The organism is Paenibacillus sp. FSL F4-0236, assembly GCF_038000135.1.
In the GTDB taxonomy this organism is placed as follows: Bacteria; Bacillota; Bacilli; order Paenibacillales; family Paenibacillaceae; genus Paenibacillus_AQ.
Window position 1 is genome coordinate 3,209,861 of the sequence record NZ_JBBOBK010000001.1, and the last position, 20,180, is coordinate 3,230,040.

The window sequence follows — 20,180 nt, forward strand, 5'->3', positions numbered from 1 at the left end:
ATGATATATAAAGCTTTAACTATAGCCGGATCGGATAGCGGTGGTGGCGCTGGCATCCAAGCAGATCTAAAAACCTTTCAGGAGCTTTCTGTATATGGAATGAGTGCTCTTACGGCTGTGACAGCCCAGAACACCCTCGGAGTTCAAGGCGTTTATCCGTTGACACTGGAAGCTATTATTCAGCAGCTTGATTCCATTGGACTTGATCTGAAGCCGGATGCTGTGAAGACCGGGATGCTTTTTAACAGTGACATCATACGTATCGTAGCAGAGAAGATACAGCAATACAGCTGGCGTAATCTTGTAGTTGATCCTGTGATGGTTGCTAAAGGGGGTTCCACGCTGCTACAGCAAGAAGCTGTTCAGTCCTTAATCAATCATCTCCTCCCGCTAGCCTTAGTGACGACACCCAATATTCCAGAGGCTGAAATGATTACCAACATAAGCATCACTACTATAGACGATCGTAAAGAAGCGGCTAAACTCATTCATGCCATGGGCTCTAACTATGTAGTGCTAAAAGGTGGGCATGATACCTCAACTACGGCTGTTGTGGATCTCCTATATGATGGTCACGAATTCATCTTTATGGAGAGTCAACGAGTTCAGACTAGACACACGCACGGCACAGGCTGCACCTATTCAGCAGCAGTCACTGCCGAGCTTGCTAAGGGCAAAACCGTTCCCGAAGCAACACACATAGCTAAAGCTTTTATACAAGCGGCGATTGAAGACGAGCTGGGCATAGGGGCTGGACATGGACCTACGAATCATTTTGCATATCAGAATAGATTGCGAGGGATGAACCTTGAAGCAAATAGACAGTGATCAACTGCGGGATTTATTAAAAGTCTATTTCATTATGGGCAGTGTGAATTGTCGGATAGCCCCAGCCAAGGTATTAAAAGAAGCGGTCGCGGGAGGCATAACGATGTTCCAATTTCGTGAAAAAGGTACGGGGGCATTAACTGCCCAAGTTAAATTTAATTTAGGAAGACGGCTCCAAAAGATATGTCGTGCTAACGGAGTCCCTTTTATCGTTAATGACGATATTGATCTAGCCATCGCCCTTGATGCGGACGGCATTCATGTAGGACAAGATGATACCCCTGCGCTGGCGATTAGGCAGCTGCTTGGCGAGGATAAGATCGTTGGTGTGTCCGCTCATTCGCTCGCCGAAGCTCGGCAGGCGATAGCGGATGGAGCCGATTATCTGGGCATTGGTCCTGTTTATCCTACCTCTTCCAAGGAGGATGCCCAAGCTGTTCGAGGCACATCAGTTATTGAAGAAATACGAAACAGCGGCATTACGATTCCTTTGGTTGGCATAGGCGGGATCACAGTGCACAATGCAGCACCAGTACTAGCTGCGGGTGCGGACGGTATCTCCGTTATCTCAGCTATTGCGGGCGCTGAAGACATCACCTTGGCAGCCAGAGGATTTGTTCACGAAGTTAATTTAAGCGGGTCATAAGCTCACTCAGCTCTTCTCCGCTCAAATGCCGCCATTGTCCTCGCTCCAAACTATCAAGTGTAATATTCATGATTCTTATACGCTCTAGCTTTAGTACTCTATATCCTAACTCCTTGCACATTCTGCGTATTTGCAGATTAAGGCCTTGAGTTAGGATAATTCTAAACTGACATTCCGCGATCCGAGAGACCTCACAAGGTTTTGTTGTGACGCCAAGAATATCCACACCACTAGACATGGCATGTATGAATTCTGACGTTATTGGCTTGTCTACATGAACTACATATTCTTTTTCATGCCCATTCTCGGAACGCATCATTTTGTTTACGATATCTCCATCGTTGGTTAACAAAATGAGGCCTTCCGAGTGTTTATCTAATCTGCCGATCGCAAAGATCCGTGAGGGATAACCTACAAAATCTATAATATTCCCAGCTACATTTGGCGCAGCTGTACAGGTGATGCCTATCGGTTTATTCAGCGCGAGGTATACCGGCTCCCCTTTACTGCTTGTTATGGGCTCTCCATCAATCCATACGATATCCTCTGGCTCTAAAAGAATATTCGCATCACAGACGATGCCGTTAACAGCGATCCGCCCTGCGGCAATGAGTCGTTTCGTTTCCCTTCTGGAACAGAAGCCTGTTTCGCTTATATATTTATCGATTCTCACTGATAATCCTACTTTCCTTCTGATACTGATACTTGCATCTATCCATAAAAAAACACCTGATTTTAACGATCAAAATCAGATGTTAACCTTCAGGAATAATTGATTTCAAGGGAGCTATTTCGAGCTTCCGCTTTTTTTCACGTTATTGCCCTTGCTTCCACTTGCATCTTTAGCGCCTGGACCCGTGGTTGGAGCACCTTTTGCAGGTTTAACTGGCTTTGCTGTTTTGTTCCAGCGTGTCCAGCCCTTACTCCCCGTACCTCTGCCCGTGCCGCCACCTTTACTTTTTGCACCCATCTTATCACTCCGTCAGTCATTCAGAATTCGTATAGTTTATACACTTCATCTATTTTACCACACTCTCAAACTTTCTGTTTAAGTAATAGCTCAGCTTCGTCTAACGATACTCTGATTAGTATTTAGCATCTTTATTCATTTCATGAATATCAAAGGTATCTTCATGTATTTCAATGGCAATGACAGTACCCTCTTTTTCGAAAAATTGCACATGCCCTAATCGCTTGTCCTCCAGCTCCACCCAGCCAGCATCCTCTAATTTATTAAAGTAGTGGTCAGGTCGATAGAGACCTTGTTCTCCCCCTATATTATCCAATTCGTATTTTACGCCTATTTTTATATTGGGGTTACTTGAAGTTGTTGTCACTTCGATTTCCTTTGCTTTCTTAGGAATAGGAATTTCAGCATTTATAGAAGATACTCCATACTCTTGTACCTCTTGAGTTGATGATGTACATCCGCTTGTGAATAGTATTAAAGGTAACCATATAAAAGCTAATAAATATTTATACAAGTATATCAGCTCCTTCCCCAACTTATTTTACCAAATCAATCCATTAAAAAACACCCCACCAAAGACTAAGCTTTGATGAGGTGTCTATTTCGAATCAGCTTTACAGCTCATCCATTTTATTTAGGCTGAATATAACCTTCTGCTTTCAGAAGCTCAGCGATCAATACAGCACCGCCAGCTGCTCCGCGCAGGGTGTTATGGGAGAGACCTACGAATTTGTAATCATAGATTGCATCTTCGCGAAGTCTGCCCGTCGATACGCCCATACCATTCTCAATATCACGATCCAGTTTGGTCTGTGGACGGTTCTCCTCTTCGAAATAAGTAATGAACTGTTTAGGGGCGCTAGGCAGTTCAAGCTCTTGAGGACGTCCTTTGAAGCTATTCCAGAGTTTCAGAATCTCTTCTTTGGATGGCTTTTTCTCAAAAGAAACAAATACAGCAGCCATATGTCCATCCGCTACAGGCACACGGATACACTGCGAAGTAATCGTCGGCGCTTCACTTTTTACGATGCCTTCCTCTTGTACGCTTCCCCAGATGCGCAATGGCTCTTGCTCGCTCTTCTCTTCTTCGCCACCAATGTAAGGAATCACGTTGTCTAGCATTTCAGGCCAGTCAGCAAAAGTCTTGCCCGCACCCGAAATTGCTTGGTAAGTGGTGACTACAACTTTAGAAGGGTTGAATTCTTTAAGTGCATGAAGCGCAGGCACATAACTTTGAATGGAGCAGTTAGGTTTAACCGCAATGAAACCAGTCTCAGTTCCCAGACGTTTTCTTTGCTGCGCAATAACCTCAAGATGCTCTGGGTTAATCTCAGGAATAACCATAGGCACGTCCGGTGTCCAACGATGCGCTGAGTTATTGGAGATAACTGGAGTACCCGTACGAGCATAAGCTTCTTCGAGCGCTTTAATCTCTTCTTTTTTCATGTCTACTGCGCAAAAGATCAGATCTACGTCCGCAGCTACTTCTTCTACCTTAGAAGCATCTTGAACCATAATATTCTTCACGTTCTCAGGCATTGGAGTGGATAGCTTCCATCTGCCCTTGGCCGATTCTTCATACGTTTTCCCAGCAGATTTCGCACTGGCAGCAATCGCAGTTACTTCAAACCAAGGATGATTCTCTAGAAGGGCAATAAAACGTTGTCCTACCATACCTGTGCCGCCAACTATGCCGGCTCTTAGCTTTCTTGACATCAGAAAATACACTTCCTTTTGATTAACTGTCCTATTGTGAATAATAGGCCGATAATTAATGATATACGGGTCGAGAACATTTGGCGAGTGTTAACATCAAAATAACATTAAAAAATTTAATATTTTCATTTAAACCAGCCTTTTTCCTTAAATCGAGTGATCGCTTCAATCCGATTTCCCACATCCAGCTTATCGAGGATAACAGAAATGTAGTTCCGTACCGTACCAGTGGTAATGTACAGCTCGCTGGCAATTTCTTTCGTATTTTTGCCATCGGCGATCAGGCCGAGTACTTCCTTCTCCCGCTGAGTCAATGGATTCACTTCACCGCTGTAGGCTTCATCCATCAGCTCCGGTGCATACATGCGTCTGCCTGCCATAACATTCCGGATAGAGAGTGCCAGCTCTTCACTAGGACTGTCCTTCAGTAAATAAGCATGAACACCCGCTTTGAGCGCACGTTCGAAATATCCCGCCCGGGCAAAGGTCGTTAATATCATCGTTTTGCAGCCGCTAGTCTTCAGGGCTTCTGCAGCGTCGAGACCACTCATTGCCGGCATCTCAATATCCATAATACAGATATCCGGTTTAAGCTGCTGAACCATTACAACAGCTTCTTCCCCATTACTTGCTCGGCCTACGACCTTCATATCCTCTTCTAAATCAAGCAAAGAAGCCAACGCCCCGAGGAGCATTCGTTGATCCTCAGCGATTACAATTTTAATCATTATAGGATGACCTCCTGTTCCTGATGTTTGAATGCATTGGGTACTTTAATTACAATTGTAGTCCCGCTATCTCTCACGATGTCCATACAGCCATTTACGAATTCAAGACGCTCTCTCATGCCTTGCAGCCCATGGCCTTTAAAATAAAGATCATTCCCAGGTATACCGGTCCCATCATCTTTTACTTTAATGACTAGATCCGTCCGTGAAGGTTCAATCAGAATAGAGCAAGACTTTGCCCCGCTGTGCTTCACAACATTAGTGACAGCTTCCTTTATACACATGCTGAGGACATTCTCCGTAATCAATGAGGTATTTGTTAGCTTCGGGTTCCCCTCCAGCATATAATCAATCTCCGCAGCCGCAAGGAACTGCTGAATATGAATCAGTTCATCTTCAAGCCGAATGCCACGCATTCGTGTAACCATCTCACGAACCTCTTTCAGCGCACTTCTCGCCGTTTGTCGAACATCATTGATCTCTGCTTTTGCTTGGGTAGGATTAGAGTCGATTAGCTTTCCTGCCAAATCACTCTTCAGACCAATTAATGAAAGCTTCTGACCTAATGTATCATGAAGATCACGCGAAATTCGTTGTCGTTCTTCAAGCTTAACGAGTTCGGATATCCGTTTATTGGCATCTTCCAATTGGTCTTGCAGCTTCTCTTGATTGTTACGGTTGTAGGTAGTGATGGGTAGAAGAATCACTGCAATCATGCTAACAAGGACGAACGGAAGCTGGCTAATAAACACTGAATTACGCGAGAGCAGCTCATAATTGATTGTAATGATCGTAGTTAGCAGATGAATAGAGTACAGTGTGAAGAACCCTACTCGATTCTGTATATTCCCAATAAAAAAGGCTAGAAAAAGTGCAAAATACATATATCCGAACAAAAGCGTCATTGTTATAGAAACTATAATTTGGACACTCGTCCAGAAATAAACCAGCCACCCCTTAGAAACAAAGGAAAGCACATAACAAACAAAAAATACAGCAATCATCAAGATTCCCCAAACTACTTGGTAGGTAGAGGAGGAGCGAAATATAAAATAAAACGGTAGAATGTAAAAAACGACCCACACATAAGGGCTGAGACCTGTGCTTTTATGAAAAATATGATGCCACTTTTGCATGACCGCTCTCCTTTTTACCATACATTACTCTCCTTATTCTAGCACAAATTCAGTGAAAATCTGTTGAACCACTACGATAAATAGAAAAAGATTAGAGCCACGAATGATTTCTCCGGCTCTAACCTTTCTTTATACTCCTATTTTGTTCGAACCTATAGTTATTATTCTCCTTGGAGTCTAGTCTTATGAACTTGCAGGACTTCTCCCGCTACCTTAGGTTTGCTTAGTCTCGACTTTACCTCTTTAAAGCTGATGAAGCACTTATTCTCCTCATCCCAAAGACGGAAGTGTAGAGCCTTCAAGCTAGTGCTAAGCGTTATGGTCGTCGCCTTTTGCAATGGTGGCGTTGCATTATGTGCTTTTTCTAAATTATAGTTGGGTACCTTTGGACTTAAATGATGGACATGGTGGAACCCGATGTTCCCTGTGATCCATTGCAATAGCTTAGGTAGCTTGTAATATGAGCTTCCCTCTACTGCAGCCATAACATAACTCCACTCCGATTCATTCTCGAAGTAGGAATCCTCGAACTGATGCTGAACATAGAACAACCATATTCCGAGAAAACCGGATACAAAGGCTATTGGCAATTGCACCATGATAAAGGCTTGCCAGCCGATCGCCCAAATAAGCAATCCGTAGAGAGCTGCGATAGATACATTTGTTATATAGGTATTCATCCGTTCTTTACGTCTAGCGCCTTTAGCATTAAACCGATATTGAATCATAAAAACAGCAATAGGTCCTAAACCGAACATCACGAGTGGATTACGATAAATCCGGTAATACAGACGTTTCCAGGATGAAGCTGCTTCATATTCATCGACAGTCATAATCCATATGTCACCAATCCCTCTTTTATCGAGGTTACTGGAGCTGGCGTGATGAATGGAATGACTATGCTTCCACTGCCGATAAGGAACAAGTGTCAGTACACCTGTAATCGTTCCGATAATGTCATTCGCTCTACGATTCTTAAAGAACGATCCATGTGTACAATCATGGAAAATAATAAAAGTTCGGATTACAAATCCTGCTGCAGGAATGGCCAACAAAAGGGTGAGCCAGTAGGAAACGGATAAAGAAAAATAAGCTCCTCCCCATAACAGCACAAGTGGCCCTAAAGTATTAATCAGCTGTCTTATGCTCGCGTTGCGGTCGTTTTTTTCATATGGGGCTACACTTTTTTTAAGACTGGAGAGCTGTGATGTCTGTTTTGTAGTCATCTTTATCGTTTCCTCCTTGATGTGTCTGGCTAAGGATCTTTTTATCTATCCTAAGTATAGGAGATAAAGTGTCATCCTATAAGTCATAAACATCAAGTAAAGGGTATGATAAATGTCATACTTATGCCCTATTTTCCCCCTTTTGCTATGCAATCCGTGTACTTCTTCGTTAATTAACCTGCCTCGTATGCTCTTCACGATATTCCGTAGGCGTCTGACCGCTAGCTTTTTTAAAGACTTGAGTAAAATATCGTGGATCCTGATAACCAACTAATGGAGCGATCTGATATACCTTCACATTACTACTTTGCAATATATCCTTCGCCTTCTCCATTCGACAGTGAGTCACATACTCCAAGAAGGTATAGCCTGTTATTTGTTTAAATAAAGTACAAAAATGACTGACACTAAGATCGGCAAGCTCCGATACTTCTTCAATACTTAAGTCTTTATAGTAATTACTCTCGATATAACGTTTCGTCTTCTCGATGGAACTGCGTGTGTCTTCCCGATTCACAGGTTTACTACCTTGATCCAATCGCTCCCCAAATTCTTCCTTCAACGCAGACATCATTTCACTCAAGGTAACCAAATGGCGCAGCTTACTTAGTAATCCATGTAGAGACCAATCCGAATTTAGATTCAAATGTTCAAAATGTCTGTATAACACAACAACCATTTCCACAAGAAGACGTTCTGCTATCTCTTTAGGAATAGCTTGAGCCTCAATATATAATGCCAACTCATCAAACAATGATGACATTTGGTTTCTATTCAAGGTACGAATACTCTCTATCAACGAGGTCTCCAGCTCTTTTGGATATTTCACTTCTGTATTGTCTGCGAAGGTTGTTTCCTCATCTATATACACCCCGGCAAGACCATAATAGAAACGTTGATACAAAGCCTTCGCAGCCAATGGATACACCGTACTTAATTGATCAATCCCTTGTGTACAGCGGCTGATTCCTACAGAGCAGCTTAGCTTGGAGTATCTTTTGATCCCTGTAATTAAATGTTCACCTAGTTCTCTTCTGCTCGCGCTTAAAGATCCAGGAAAGAGCAATATCCACTCCCCGTTATGAAAAGGAAAGACTGTAAGTACTCCATGTTCCAGCGACCACTCTTCAACAATATTACGGATCGCAAACAGCCACAGCCGCTTTTCTTCCACACTCCACTGCCCAGTAAGCACAGAATAATCATCCAATTGGACAACAGCCATGAAATATCCACTCTCAAGTTCACTGTTCTCCAGCCATTTCAGGTGCTCAAGCGGCCTTGCATTTCCCAAAGTAATTTCAGCAAACATCCGTTCACGAGCTAGCATCGACAGCATCTGAACGGAATGCATCATCTGATCGTTCTCTTTTTGCTCATCCAGCCTCGTTTTCGCTCGGTATAGCATTTCAACCAGTTCGTCATGGTCGATGGGCTTCAGCAAATAATCAAAGGCTCCCTGACGCAAAGCTTCTCTCGCATATTCGAACTCCCCATAACCACTTATAAAGATAAATACCAGCTTAGAATTCTTTGGTAATACTTCCTTCATCAAAGTGATTCCGTCAATCACAGGCATACGGATATCGCTGATTATAATATGCGGTGTAGTTTCTTCTATTAAGCGGAGGGCTAGTTCTCCATTTCGAGCCTCTCCCACAATTTCCATCTGGAGATCATCCCATGGAATAGCTACTTTTAGACTACGAAGAATTATCGGCTCATCATCTACGAGCAGTACTTTATATTTCTCTTCTATCTCATCCATTCCAGCACCTCCATGCTTATTGAACACTTGAGTTTTGGATCAGATTCCAGTATTCCATCGATGATGCCTGCACTAGCTTTAAAGCGTGATCTGCAGACATTTCTTCGTTAATCATTTTTTCGATGACACTTAGGAACATTTTCTTAACTTCAGGTGATAATACGTTATCGTAAGGCACAAAGCTCTTGCGGTTCACTTCCATCATTTCCATCACTTGCGCGAATACCGGACCGGTCTTCTCCGGATCAAAAGCAATACGAATGGATGGAATTCTCAGTCCTTCATATACAATTCGGGTCTGAACTTCCTGCGTGTAAAAAGCCTTCATAAGATCCAAAGCGGCTTCCCGTTTAGCTCCATTAAGTTCGGAGGAAAGACCGATGCCGATGGTATATCCCCCCGCAATCGAAGGCTCCTCTCCTTGCTTCAAGGCAGGAAATGGAATAACGCCTACCTCATTCTGAAAATCAGCTGGAGCCGCACTACCAGAAAATAAATTGATATCCCAGTTCCCGTTTAAATACATCGCAGCCTTGCCGCTTGTAAACAAACCGACTGCATTTTCAGTTGAGAGATCATTAGACTGGGGACTAAAGGCACCTTCTTTTATCCATTGATCCAAATGCTCAAAAGCCTTTAAATAGGACTCATTCTGAAAGCTCGCTTGATCCTCACCTGTGATTAGCTTCTGGATCAGCTCGGAACCAGCATAACGATCCATTAAATAATGTGCAAAGATCCCCGCAGGCCAGCGATCCTCGTTCCCGAGTGCAAACGGAATATATCCTCCAGCCTTGAGCCCCAGTATGACATCATCGAGTTCTTGAAGCGTTGTAGGCGCCCCGAGACCAAGCTTATTGAAAATAGTCTTATTGAAATACAGTGGTTCAGCGTTTCCTTCGATGGGCAATCCATAAATATGGTTGTCAAAGGTCCATAGATGCAGATCCTTGAATTGATTGGTTAGACCGTTCTCTCGGACAAAATCAGTCAGATCAACCAGCCGATTGGAGCGCACGTACGGCTCTATTTCAGCTCCACCAAATAAGACAAACATATCTGGTGGCGTGCCAGTAACCATCTCGCTTTTCAGCTTTTGTTCTCGGTGTATCGTCTGGTCTAGTCCTTCAAAATTGACTTTCACATTCGGATGCGCAATTTGGTATTTATCCACGATCTCTTCAAAGATAGCCAACAGTGGCCGATCATGCTCTTTGATCCAGAAGTGACGGAAAGTCAGCGTTATTTTTTCTGGTGAATTATCTTCAATCGGTTCGTGATCTCCTAACGTAATAAATAGAACAGCGCCAGATATCAGCACTAGATATATCCACATCCAGCCCCACTTCAATAACCACTTCATGTCAATCTCCCCCTGTTTCCTCTGTATGATCGATTATGGCAGTATTTTTGGTATTCGGATTCGAATCGTTGAACCAAATCCAGGGGATGAACACACAAGTAAGCCATATGGACTGCCGAATCTGATATTCAGGCGCTCATGAACATTCTTAAGCCCTACACCACTGTCACTATATTTCTTCTGGCCGCCTCCCTCGTTATCCCATAGATTCATCATCTTGGCTAAGTCGAAGCCCGGACCGTTATCTTTTACGATAATGATCATATCCGAACCCATTTCATAGGCTGTGATTTCGATGATACCAGGGTCCTCCATCGGTTCAATCGCATGGTACAATGCATTCTCTACAATGGGCTGAACAATCAGCTTTTGAGTCATAAACGTTCTAAGACCCTCAGGAAGATTTATAATATACGAAAATTTATCCTCGAAACGGAACTTCTGAATATCCAGATAATGACGAACATGTTCAAACTCCATTTGCAGCGGTATCAGCTCTTGATTCTGACTAATACTGATTCGCAGCAGCTTGCCGAGTGAAATGACCATTTTACTAATATCTTTATTACCTTGCAGCACGGCCATCGAATTAATCGATTCTAGTGAATTATAAATAAAATGAGGATTAATCTGCGCCATTAATGCCTTCATTTCCGCTTCCTTTTTGCGACCCTGCTCCGTCTGCACTTGCACAATCAATTCGTTGATCTGTGTGCTCATCCGGTTAAAGCCATCAATCAGAAAATCACTTTCATCATCCGCACGATATCGTGTAGTGATAGGTGTAAAAATCCCCTGCTTCACTCGTTTCATCCCGTTGACCGCGCTGTTAATGCTATAAACGAGCCTTCTAACAAAATATCGGTCAAACAAAATGGCGGATAACAATGAAACCGTACTCAAAATAATCGCAATATTACGAATAGATATAGATTCCGAAGAAATTAGATTCATCGGTGTAATCGCTGCCAAATACCAGTCTTTATTATGTGAAGGAAGGAAGGTTATGAGTGATTTTTCCCCCTGATAGTTGTCGATGTAATAGTTTTGTTCCTTGGCATAATCATTTTCTAAAAAAGGGAACTGCGTGCGCTGCCCAATATGTTCACCGGATTTGTTAAAAACGATATTCCCCAGCTTGTTCACCAGCAGAATATCACCCTTCTTAAGAGTTGCTGCCTCCCAGAAAATCTGATCTAGTAAATCAGGTTTAACATTAACGACCAAATAGCCTATATCTTCAAGAGAATAATAATCTTTGATTACTCTGGCTTGCACAAGTACCGGATGGCCCGATAACGCCGAACCGTTCTCACCAGGTCCTGACCATACAGGGCGACCCTCAGCACTTTCCATAGTATGAAACCAGCTCTGCTTCTTCATCTCCTCAAAGGACATCGGCGCATTGTATTGATAAAGCAACCGATCTTTACTATATAAACTAAATGAAGTAATCATCGGGTGATTAATGAGTAAATTGTTGAGTTCCTGCTTGCGATCATAGGTGAGCACAAAGTTAGTCTGCTTTAGCGATTGTTGAATAACCGGTTGTGTGATCGCAGAATTTGAGATCGAGGAGATCTCACTAAGGGCGAATTTGAGCTTTCGATCCGTTTCGAGTAGTGAAACCCAGTAGAAGTTACTTGATTTTTTCTCCATAGCGTTAGAGAAGTTAACGTAAGTAACAATCCCCATCAGAATCACTGGAATAAAGACGAGAAGAATAATAGCGAACAAGATTTTACGGCGGAGCTTCATGGTATTCCCCTTCCCCCTGCTGTCTCTGTCCTCTAGTATTCTTCACGAAACCGCCCATTCCCTTGTAAATGTTAAAAGTAAAATCAGCTCTTAATAGCTCCTGAGGTTAGTCCTGCAATTACCCAACGACTAAATAACAGGAAGACGATCAGCAGTGGCAAGGTCGCCGTAAACGTAGCTGACATGATCATTCCATAATCCAGACCGTCGCGATTGGAGAATAACTGCTGGAGCGCGATTTGTATTGTAAAATGTTCTTGGTTCTTTAACACGACCAAAGGCCAGAAGAAGTCATTCCATACGGTCATAAAATTCAGTATGCCTAGAGTTGCCATAGCTGGAGTGATAACTGGAATGGCGATGTTCCAGAAGATCCGGAAATGTCCTCCGCCATCAATCCGTCCAGCTTCGATCAGTTCCGTATGTACAGCTGTAGAGATATACTGCCGCATCCAAAAGATCCCAAAGGCATTAACCATTGCAGGAACAATCAGCGCCTTGAAAGAGTCGATCCAGTGGAGCTTGGCCATAATTACATAAGTAGGTAACACACCAAGCTGCTGGGGTACAAATAGAGTGGCAATAACAAAGTAAAATAGAATATTTTTAAACGGGAATTCATATTTAGCAAAAGCATAACCAGCCAGTGTACAGAAAAATACGACCGATATGGTTACCATAGACGAGACGAATAATGAGTTTCCAAGGGCTTGGAAGAAATCCGTTTTATCCAGAACCCGCTGGAAATTATCAAAAAACTGGTTCCCAACCGTAAGCAAAGGGGGGACATGGAATACTGCGCCCCTATCATTTGTGCCAACTACAAACATCCAGTAAAAAGGAAAGATGGACACGAGTGCACCAAGAATCAGAATGAGATAAAATCCTACTTTGCCGAAAATCCCAAGATCATCCGGATCTTTTTTTAATAGACGCACAGTACTCACGCTTTACCCCCTCCTGTATCTCCACCCATGCGGCTTGAAACCAGCATATTAAGGACAGAAAATATAATCGTGACCACAAACAGCAGGACTGCCGTAGCCGCCGCTGTACCGAAAAATCCATTGCGGAATGCCTCGCTGTACAAATAGGTAACCATAGTGATGCCTTCCTGGCGTGTAGATCCCGTTCCTGATTGTCCTAAGAATACATAAGGCTCAGTGAACAGCTGCAGGGCGCCTATAGTCGATAGCAAAGTGACAAATACGATGAACGGTTTCAGTAATGGCAATGTAATGAAGGTTAATTGTTGCCTTCTGTTCGCTCCATCAATACGGGCTGCTTCATACAAATCCGTCGGAATACTTTGAAGTCCTGATAGAAAAATAATGGCATTATACCCTGTCCAGCGCCACATCACCATGGTTGAGATCGCGATTTTGACCCCCCACCAGCCAGAGTTGAAGGCCACACTATCTAGCCCTAAACCACTGAGCATCCAGTTGATCATCCCGTTGTTCCCAAACAGCGTACTAAACACCAGGGTAACCGCAACGATAGACGTAATATTGGGCATGAAAAAGAGAACACGGAACGTTTTCTTGAAACGAGTCATCCCCGAATTCAACAATACGGCAATCAAAAGCGCCAATAGGATCTGTGGAACAGTTCCGAGCAGTCCCATAATTAAGGTGTTGCTAAAAGAAATCCAAAAGGTAGGGTCGCTTGTGACCAATTCATAATTTTTCATTCCTACGAATTTCATAGGATTCAAGGCATCCCATTTAAAGAATGAGAGGTAGATCGTAAAGAAGATCGGATATAGTCCAAATATCGAGAACAGAATAAAAAAAGGAGAAATGAAAGTATAAGCGGTGATGCGGCTCCTTCTTTGTTCAGTTAAAAACGGGCGCTTGCTCTCGGCATGCGGACTCGAAATAACAGGCTCAGCCATGTCACACCTCCAGGTAATCTAACGTATTAAGCAAAAACGTCTTCCGCGTCTCTATAAGGACGCTAAGCGTTTATGCGAGATAAATCCGAATTCATAGAGAATACCGTTCTCCATGAATCCGGACCTTCTAGAAATAGAGTGCTTTTATTAGAAGTCTTAACTGCGTTCAGCCAGTGTTTTCGCTTGTTTTACAGCTTCATCCCACTCTTTAGCCGGATCAGCCTTTTTCTCCAGCACATTTTTCAGTGCATTTTTGAAGAAGGTATCGGTTTGGTCATGAAGAGGACCGTAGTATACAGGTTTTACACGATTAGCAGCTTTACCAAATTCAACAGCTGTTTGTTGTCCACCGAAGAATTCATCTTTGAAATCTACGAATGCCGGATCTTCGTACAGTGCTGGAATGGAAGGCATCAAACCTTTTGTTTTGAATGATTCCAGTTGATTATCCTTGTTATCCATCCATGCGATAAAGTCATAAGCTTCTTTGGAATGCTTACCTTCTTTAGGGAGTGTCAGGAACGAACCACCCCAGTTACCAGCACCTTCTGGAAGCTGCGCGATTTTCCATTTGCCAGTGGAGTCTGGAGCATTACTCTTAACATTCCCTGCCATCCAAGCAGGTCCCATAACCACTGCAAATGATCCGTCGTTCATGCCTTGGCCCCATTCGGGAGACCAGAGCATCACATTGCTGATCCAGCCTTCTTGGATACCTTTAACTGTGAAATCATAAGCTTTGCGAACTTGCGGATTGGTGTCTCCGATAAAGCTGCCATCCGCTTTGCTGAAATAGATTTCATCCGCAGATTGGTCACGTAATGCGTTAAATGTAAGATCAGTAAGGTCTACAAAAGGTTTGCCTGTCTTTTCCTTGAAAGCTTTGGCTACAGCTGCGAACTTGTCCCAAGTATCAATCGCTGCGCCGAATCCCTCGGAGTCACTTGGCAATCCCGCTTCTTCAGCCAAATCTGTTCTGTAATACACAACCGTTGGACCGATATCTGTAGGAAGACCCAGCTGGAAGCTTCCATCTACGGAAGAGGCTTGTTTCCATTTCCAATCCAGATAGTTCGCTTGAATATCTTTGGCTCCGAGATCATTCAGGTTATAGAATTTATCCTGTGCATTGATAAAACGCTCCATGAAACCGATTTCAAGTTGGAAAATATCTGGTGCGCCCGACCCCGCCGATAAAGCAGTGGTCAAATTATTATGGTGAGCCGTTTGGTCACCGGTATTTTGAACCTTGATCGTAACGTTTGGATGTTCCTTCGTGTACTCTTTCGCTAGATCCTCGTAGTTCACGTTACCGAGTGTCCAGAAAGAAAGTTCGATTTTCTCAGCAGGCTCAGTACCCTCGTCTTTTGTAGGTTCACTTGTGCTTGCTGCGTTGTTACCTGTATTTTTACTCGATGCATTATTCTCGGCGTTGTTGCCTCCGCATGCTGCCAGTGAACCTACAAGCATGATAGCGACTAACGAAAGCGCCAAGTGTTTTACTTTATTCATTCCCCTGTACCCCTTTCAAAGGTTTCTCTTACAAGATTTAGTGTACAGGGTTTATATTCTTTTTTTGAGGAGGCAAACTTCCGATTTATGGTGGAAATAATTACGAACTCAAGATCAGCTTAAATCAATATTTCATACAGACCTATGCCTACTAATAACAATCCACCGATAAGATCAGAATGTTTGCCTAGCCAGGTTTTGGACATTCGATTCCCGATTTTCATTCCGGCAGCAACAGTGATAAACGAAAAGGCACCCACTGAGATCGCTGTGAATGTTGCGTTCACGCCGCTGATCCCTGCTCCAAAGCCTGTAGCAATGCAGTTTATAGCCAACGCCACACCAAGCCAAATCGATTCTTGCCATTTTAAAACATGACGATAGCCAGTATCTGTAGAAGATGTGCTGAGGACGTTGCTCTCTATATCCATGCTTACATTTGAAGTTGGTTTTTTATGCACAGCTCTAATACTCCAGATTCCCATAAACAGAATCAAGCACCCTCCAATGGCATTTCCATTCGCTTCAGAAAAATATTCTGACACATACTCACCTGAAGTTATTGAGATATATGTAGCCAGCATCGACAGAACAGCAATAATCAGATTAGAAAATGTTGTAATCCTTGTGGACCTAGCGCCAAAGGAAACGCCTATTCCTAAGTTATCCAAATTTGAAGCCAACCCAATAATGATGATGGAAAGCCAATGCATATCTAGACCCCCTTAATACATTCATAACTATGTTATGTCTGAGATGGGCGTATAGAATTTTGTCCAAATGTGCTGCTCATAGAATGTTCGTCAGCTTCATTTATATTGGATTTCTCATGCTTCCACAGGTATACTATTTTTATTTCTAACTTCATTAAATGATCAAAAGGAGTTAAATACTTATGCCAATTAACCGCCCGCTGCTAACAGACAGCGATTTCCAAGAAGCCGTTGACCGCAAACTACCTGTTCGTGTATTTCAGGACGATCATTTGGTGAATTCAGGGGCCACTGTTGTCCGCTTCACCGATTCTGATGTAGTTATTCAGTCGAGGGTTAGCGATCTGACTTATTTCGCTCGTAAGAGTTGCCAATTTTATGAGGTTAGACCCTAAAAAAAGCCGGAACACACTGACCCTTGGGATCAATGCGTTCCGGCTTTTTTCAGCAGACATATGTAGTAGCTCTTACTTAATATTTTTGTATGTGCCATACACTTTCATTTTTTCATTCAAGACTTCCTGAAAACTCTGCTTCTTCTTATTAGCTCTCTCTTGTTTAGGATTGACCACGGGCTGAGGTCTAAAAAACTGATGATTGTAAGCCATAAGATTATGTACCATCACATTCATTGAATTCTAACCTCCTTAGGTAATCATTTCCTGAAATACGGCGAGCAACCACTACTACTTAAAAGTTACTTACCCAGCAACATATAGACCGAAACAAGTTTATCACATGTTCATATGAAAACAACCTCCAAGCTGTAAAAACAGCTGGAGGTTGTTTAATTTCTGCTCATTTTCTCAACGCTGTGATGGAAATCTAGCGTTCCCAAAACCTTTATTACTATGATCAACTTGACCTCTCATCAGTTCAAGCAAATATTCGGGATCAGAGTTCATATCTAACATTTTCAACGCATTTTTTGGAGCAAACCCTTCACTTACACTGTGAGTGATCATGGCTAACAGTGGATTAAAATAACCTCTTATATTCAGCAGCCCTATAGGCTTCTGATGAATCCCAATCTGCATCCAGCATAGAATTTCAAATAACTCATCAAAGGTTCCGAGACCACCCGGCAGGGCAATAAACGCATCAGCCATACCGCTCATAACGGCCTTTCGTTCATGCATACTAGAGACCTCAATCAGATTCGTTAGCCCAGAATGCCTGATTTCATCTTTAAAAAGATCCACTGGCATGATACCGACGACTTCACCACCATTTGCCAACACTCCGTCTGCCACCTGTCCCATCAGGCCATTTCTTGAACCTCCATAAACCAGCCTACAACCTTGTGCAGCTATATGATAACCCAACTCTCTAGCCATTTCTGTATATTCTGAATTAAGACCTGGATTCGAACCGGCGAACACACATATTGTAAAAGCCATACCTATCACTCCAGACTGGTTATTATGGTTCAATTGAGATAATTCACTTATTGTACATCAGAATATTAAAATAAGTGTTAAATGAAAGTCATCTTTTTGTTTGTATCGTTAATTGGTACAGTTTACTATTCCACTCTGCAGTAACACCTAGTGCCTTAGCCAAAGCTGCCGCTGGAACAAGTGATGCATAACTTACTTTAATGGCTCCCTCTTTAAAGATGATTTTCTTGCCTTCTTTCGAGAGCGTCATATCTCCGTCCCATGAGAAGGTGTAGCCCAGATTTTCCGCCACTTCCCTGATCGGTACTCTTACACTTCCATCCAAGAATATAGCAGACTGTGCGGAGTCGATCTTCTTCCCATCCACGATTACAGTAACAGGCTTCAAGATAGGAGAAACAGTAAAAGGACGTGAATCAAGCGCACTGATTCCAAGTTGACCAAACATATTCGTCCCCCAAGCTACTGCTGTTCCATCCTTCAAAACTGCATATTTACTATTTTCCCCCGTGGCAAAAGAAATCGGATTGCTCAAGCCTTTGATTTGTTTAGGTTTAGTAAAGACCCATTTACTGTCGGTTGATGATTGGGTACTCCAAGTCCACACGGTGCCATCTTTTTTAACAGCTACAAAGCCACCTAAATCCAGCGTAAGTTTGGAGATCGGCTTTATGACTGTGATCTTTTGCAGACCTTGCAATAAAGTGCCAGCTTTCCATACCCAGTATTCTCCTTTTTTATTGGCAACAAGATTGAACCCATTTTTCGTCTGAACAGATACAATATCCGTAAGACCTGGCATCTTCTTCATCATGATTTCGTTATAATTATTGCTGTCAACCGTTGCCCAGACACTTCCATTCTCAGTTAACGCCAGTATACTCCTCCAGTTCATAGAAACGGACTTCACATGATATAAATCCTTGACTGGGGTCGGCTTCTTCACCGCTTTTGTATTCTCTATTTGCGGGTTAGCGCTCCAAATCCAAAGAGTACCGTTGGTGCGAATTGCGGCCTGATAGTCACTGTTACCGACCCACATTACCTCACTTAAACCCTGAACCTTGGTAGCAGCAGGCAACACTGTAAAACCTACATCAGTGATTTCTGGAGGATTCCACTGGAGTACGCTTCCATCCTTTCTCAAAGCTAAGGTATTGTGCATGCCTGAAGCTATACTGACTACATCGGTCATCCCAGAGATAACCTGAGGAAGCAGCACCTTGTGCTGTTTAGCGCTTACCCCATTGCCTGCTTCTATAGCATTCTTATCCCGGTAATCTCCCCAAGCTTTAACCGTCCCGTCTTCGTTCAGCGCAACATAATAAATTCCACCGATCTCTAACTGCTTCGTACGATCAAGCGCTGCTATGCTATGGGGAGTAATCGTCCACCCTTCAGGACCTGCAGTTCCATTTGCAAATTGTCCAAAAACATTGCTCCCCCAAGACCATACGGTTCCGTCAGTCCCCAGTGCGAAGGAGCTCCCTCCCCAAAATCCAGAAGTGGCAACAATCTCCTTAATTCCACTCAGCTTCGCGGATGAGGGATCCGCGCTTATCACTTGTGGGACTGACGTAACAGCCATAAAAGTAGAACAAACAACCAAACTAAACAGCTGTAACTTCCTTGCTAATAAGTTCATCTTGTTTTTCCCTTCTTATGATATTATTGTAATTATTATTCATCTTACACTAAGACGCTATTAAGCTGCTCAAAGTTGTATAATTTTTAAATCCCGGGATTCAGATTGCTTTGAATTATGTTATAATTACGCTGCCTTGGATCTACTCTTTTCAATCGCAATACCGGAACCAAATGATTATGGAGGGAAGTTATGCTTAAATTTATAGGTGTTTTACTGCTCTTCAGATTAGTGGGCAACCCTTTTCTGGCTATATTCATCCTGCTTCTTATCTTGTATTTCTTGGATCGGCGATATGTGGGCATCTTCCCCAGCATTACAAAGCCCTTCAAAAGAATGCGTCAAATTTCCAAGTTACGTACAACCATTTCTTTAAATCCTAATGATGTTTCATCCAAATTTGATTTAGCGCGGAGTTTGGCAGAACGTAATAAATACAGGGAAGCGAAGGATCTCCTACTGCAAATCGAGGACCGTTATGAACAATCTGCTGAATATTGGGTAGAACTCGGACATGTGAATCTTAAGCTAGGCGCTTTGGAGGAAGGCGAAGCACAAATGCTTCGTGGTCTGGAAATCAACCGTAAGGCTCGATATGGACAGCCATATCTTTGGTTAGCGGAAACTTTCCGCCATACGAATCATGATAAAGCATTACATTACGTTACTCAGTATCAAGAAATCCAGTCTTCTTCTTCTGAGGCGTATTATCTGGCTGGCTCGATGTATAAAGCGCTTGGCAGATCAGAGGATGCGAAACGAGCTTTCGAAGAATCCACCGCTGTTTATCGTTCACTGCCTAAATATAAAAAACGGCAGGAGCGCGGTTGGGCGTTGCGCAGCTTTTTCGCCAAGATGAAATAAACTTGACGAC

Annotated in this window: 21 protein-coding genes; 4 read left to right on the plus strand and 17 right to left on the minus strand. The window is 42.9% G+C overall.

Features of this window, described 5'->3' with window-relative positions:
- Together thiD and thiE are read left to right on the plus strand one after the other, a co-directional pair.
- Positions 1–828 (plus strand): bifunctional hydroxymethylpyrimidine kinase/phosphomethylpyrimidine kinase, encoded by an 828-nt coding sequence (gene thiD, locus NSQ29_RS14620; protein WP_341126770.1) that lies wholly within the window; start codon positions 1–3, stop codon positions 826–828.
- Entirely contained in the window at positions 818–1,474 is a 657-nt protein-coding gene (gene thiE / locus NSQ29_RS14625) for a thiamine phosphate synthase (protein ID WP_143764012.1), read from the plus strand. The genes thiD and thiE overlap by 11 nt, the downstream gene beginning before the upstream one ends.
- On the opposite strand, the gene NSQ29_RS14630 is transcribed toward thiE, so the two are convergent.
- The 14 genes from NSQ29_RS14630 to NSQ29_RS14695 all read right to left on the minus strand — a co-directional run bounded on the left by NSQ29_RS14630 (position 1,455) and on the right by NSQ29_RS14695 (position 16,261).
- On the minus strand, positions 1,455–2,147 hold the full coding sequence (locus NSQ29_RS14630) for a pseudouridine synthase (RefSeq protein WP_339803072.1): 693 nt from the start codon (positions 2,145–2,147) through the stop codon (positions 1,455–1,457). The genes thiE and NSQ29_RS14630 overlap by 20 nt on opposite strands.
- Positions 2,148–2,261: 114 nt before the next feature.
- Positions 2,262–2,444, minus strand: a complete 183-nt coding sequence (locus tag NSQ29_RS14635; RefSeq protein ID WP_042187505.1) for a DUF3934 family protein — start codon at positions 2,442–2,444, stop codon at positions 2,262–2,264.
- A gap of 115 nt (positions 2,445–2,559) precedes the next feature.
- Positions 2,560–2,958 carry a hypothetical protein gene (locus NSQ29_RS14640; RefSeq protein WP_341125431.1) on the minus strand — a complete coding sequence of 133 codons (399 nt, stop codon included), beginning with the start codon at positions 2,956–2,958 and terminating at the stop codon, positions 2,560–2,562.
- A 116-nt stretch (positions 2,959–3,074) separates the two neighbouring features.
- Positions 3,075–4,160, minus strand: coding sequence for an aspartate-semialdehyde dehydrogenase (gene asd / locus NSQ29_RS14645; RefSeq protein WP_076282867.1), 1,086 nt, complete (start codon positions 4,158–4,160; stop codon positions 3,075–3,077).
- A 125-nt stretch (positions 4,161–4,285) separates the two neighbouring features.
- Positions 4,286–4,888, minus strand: coding sequence for a response regulator transcription factor (locus tag NSQ29_RS14650; RefSeq protein WP_340969055.1), 603 nt, complete (start codon positions 4,886–4,888; stop codon positions 4,286–4,288).
- Positions 4,888–6,024 carry a sensor histidine kinase gene (locus NSQ29_RS14655; protein WP_339248543.1) on the minus strand — a complete coding sequence of 379 codons (1,137 nt, stop codon included), beginning with the start codon at positions 6,022–6,024 and terminating at the stop codon, positions 4,888–4,890. The genes NSQ29_RS14650 and NSQ29_RS14655 overlap by 1 nt, the downstream gene beginning before the upstream one ends.
- Positions 6,025–6,185: 161 nt before the next feature.
- Positions 6,186–7,250 carry a fatty acid desaturase gene (locus NSQ29_RS14660; RefSeq protein WP_340969053.1) on the minus strand — a complete coding sequence of 355 codons (1,065 nt, stop codon included), beginning with the start codon at positions 7,248–7,250 and terminating at the stop codon, positions 6,186–6,188.
- Between the two features lie 169 nt (positions 7,251–7,419).
- Positions 7,420–9,018 (minus strand): response regulator, encoded by a 1,599-nt coding sequence (locus NSQ29_RS14665; protein ID WP_341125432.1) that lies wholly within the window; start codon positions 9,016–9,018, stop codon positions 7,420–7,422.
- 16 nt (positions 9,019–9,034) lie between these two features.
- Positions 9,035–10,381 carry an ABC transporter substrate-binding protein gene (locus NSQ29_RS14670; RefSeq protein ID WP_341125433.1) on the minus strand — a complete coding sequence of 449 codons (1,347 nt, stop codon included), beginning with the start codon at positions 10,379–10,381 and terminating at the stop codon, positions 9,035–9,037.
- A 33-nt stretch (positions 10,382–10,414) separates the two neighbouring features.
- Complete coding sequence (locus NSQ29_RS14675; RefSeq protein WP_341125434.1) at positions 10,415–12,139, minus strand: sensor histidine kinase; 1,725 nt, start codon at positions 12,137–12,139, stop codon at positions 10,415–10,417.
- Positions 12,140–12,222: 83 nt separating this feature from the next.
- On the minus strand, positions 12,223–13,086 hold the full coding sequence (locus tag NSQ29_RS14680) for a carbohydrate ABC transporter permease (protein WP_094868591.1): 864 nt from the start codon (positions 13,084–13,086) through the stop codon (positions 12,223–12,225).
- Positions 13,083–14,036, minus strand: coding sequence for a carbohydrate ABC transporter permease (locus NSQ29_RS14685; protein WP_042187483.1), 954 nt, complete (start codon positions 14,034–14,036; stop codon positions 13,083–13,085). Before NSQ29_RS14685 ends, NSQ29_RS14680 begins: the two co-directional genes overlap by 4 nt.
- A 156-nt stretch (positions 14,037–14,192) precedes the next feature.
- Positions 14,193–15,548 carry an ABC transporter substrate-binding protein gene (locus NSQ29_RS14690; RefSeq protein ID WP_341054210.1) on the minus strand — a complete coding sequence of 452 codons (1,356 nt, stop codon included), beginning with the start codon at positions 15,546–15,548 and terminating at the stop codon, positions 14,193–14,195.
- A 119-nt stretch (positions 15,549–15,667) separates the two neighbouring features.
- The gene (locus tag NSQ29_RS14695; RefSeq protein ID WP_341125435.1) at positions 15,668–16,261 is read right to left on the minus strand and encodes a manganese efflux pump MntP; all 594 of its coding nucleotides are present in this window, start codon (positions 16,259–16,261) and stop codon (positions 15,668–15,670) included.
- Between the two features lie 182 nt (positions 16,262–16,443).
- Between NSQ29_RS14695 and NSQ29_RS14700 the strand changes: the two genes are divergently transcribed.
- Entirely contained in the window at positions 16,444–16,656 is a 213-nt protein-coding gene (locus tag NSQ29_RS14700; protein ID WP_341125436.1) for a hypothetical protein, read from the plus strand.
- Positions 16,657–16,728: 72 nt separating this feature from the next.
- Here NSQ29_RS14700 and NSQ29_RS14705 read toward each other — a convergent pair whose 3' ends face one another.
- From NSQ29_RS14705 to NSQ29_RS14715, 3 genes are all read right to left on the minus strand, one after another.
- A complete protein-coding gene (locus NSQ29_RS14705; RefSeq protein WP_179085705.1) occupies positions 16,729–16,893 on the minus strand; it encodes a hypothetical protein in 165 nt (54 codons plus the stop codon).
- Positions 16,894–17,067: 174 nt separating this feature from the next.
- Complete coding sequence (locus NSQ29_RS14710) at positions 17,068–17,661, minus strand: LOG family protein (protein WP_076282875.1); 594 nt, start codon at positions 17,659–17,661, stop codon at positions 17,068–17,070.
- Positions 17,662–17,749: 88 nt separating this feature from the next.
- The gene (locus NSQ29_RS14715) at positions 17,750–19,306 is read right to left on the minus strand and encodes a stalk domain-containing protein (protein ID WP_341125437.1); all 1,557 of its coding nucleotides are present in this window, start codon (positions 19,304–19,306) and stop codon (positions 17,750–17,752) included.
- A 192-nt stretch (positions 19,307–19,498) separates the two neighbouring features.
- Here NSQ29_RS14715 and NSQ29_RS14720 point away from each other — a divergent pair, with 192 nt between their 5' ends.
- A complete protein-coding gene (locus NSQ29_RS14720) occupies positions 19,499–20,170 on the plus strand; it encodes a tetratricopeptide repeat protein (protein WP_341125438.1) in 672 nt (223 codons plus the stop codon).
- The last annotated feature ends 10 nt before the right edge of the window (positions 20,171–20,180 follow it).

What these genes read in the sequence shown, in the direction of transcription:
- NSQ29_RS14715 (WP_341125437.1), bottom strand. Translation starts at nt 19,306, where the DNA reads ATGAACTTATTAGCAAGGAAGTTACAGCTGTTTAGTTTGGTTGTTTGT.
- NSQ29_RS14700 (WP_341125436.1), top strand. Translation starts at nt 16,444, where the DNA reads ATGCCAATTAACCGCCCGCTGCTAACAGACAGCGATTTCCAAGAAGCC.
- NSQ29_RS14710 (WP_076282875.1), bottom strand. Translation starts at nt 17,661, where the DNA reads ATGGCTTTTACAATATGTGTGTTCGCCGGTTCGAATCCAGGTCTTAAT.
- thiD (WP_341126770.1), top strand. Translation starts at nt 1, where the DNA reads ATGATATATAAAGCTTTAACTATAGCCGGATCGGATAGCGGTGGTGGC.
- NSQ29_RS14660 (WP_340969053.1), bottom strand. Translation starts at nt 7,250, where the DNA reads ATGACTACAAAACAGACATCACAGCTCTCCAGTCTTAAAAAAAGTGTA.
- NSQ29_RS14635 (WP_042187505.1), bottom strand. Translation starts at nt 2,444, where the DNA reads ATGGGTGCAAAAAGTAAAGGTGGCGGCACGGGCAGAGGTACGGGGAGT.
- NSQ29_RS14720 (WP_341125438.1), top strand. Translation starts at nt 19,499, where the DNA reads ATGCTTAAATTTATAGGTGTTTTACTGCTCTTCAGATTAGTGGGCAAC.
- NSQ29_RS14695 (WP_341125435.1), bottom strand. Translation starts at nt 16,261, where the DNA reads ATGCATTGGCTTTCCATCATCATTATTGGGTTGGCTTCAAATTTGGAT.
- NSQ29_RS14670 (WP_341125433.1), bottom strand. Translation starts at nt 10,381, where the DNA reads ATGAAGTGGTTATTGAAGTGGGGCTGGATGTGGATATATCTAGTGCTG.
- NSQ29_RS14650 (WP_340969055.1), bottom strand. Translation starts at nt 4,888, where the DNA reads ATGATTAAAATTGTAATCGCTGAGGATCAACGAATGCTCCTCGGGGCG.
- NSQ29_RS14685 (WP_042187483.1), bottom strand. Translation starts at nt 14,036, where the DNA reads ATGGCTGAGCCTGTTATTTCGAGTCCGCATGCCGAGAGCAAGCGCCCG.
- NSQ29_RS14705 (WP_179085705.1), bottom strand. Translation starts at nt 16,893, where the DNA reads ATGAATGTGATGGTACATAATCTTATGGCTTACAATCATCAGTTTTTT.
- asd (WP_076282867.1), bottom strand. Translation starts at nt 4,160, where the DNA reads ATGTCAAGAAAGCTAAGAGCCGGCATAGTTGGCGGCACAGGTATGGTA.
- NSQ29_RS14655 (WP_339248543.1), bottom strand. Translation starts at nt 6,024, where the DNA reads ATGCAAAAGTGGCATCATATTTTTCATAAAAGCACAGGTCTCAGCCCT.
- NSQ29_RS14665 (WP_341125432.1), bottom strand. Translation starts at nt 9,018, where the DNA reads ATGGATGAGATAGAAGAGAAATATAAAGTACTGCTCGTAGATGATGAG.
- NSQ29_RS14675 (WP_341125434.1), bottom strand. Translation starts at nt 12,139, where the DNA reads ATGAAGCTCCGCCGTAAAATCTTGTTCGCTATTATTCTTCTCGTCTTT.
- NSQ29_RS14690 (WP_341054210.1), bottom strand. Translation starts at nt 15,548, where the DNA reads ATGAATAAAGTAAAACACTTGGCGCTTTCGTTAGTCGCTATCATGCTT.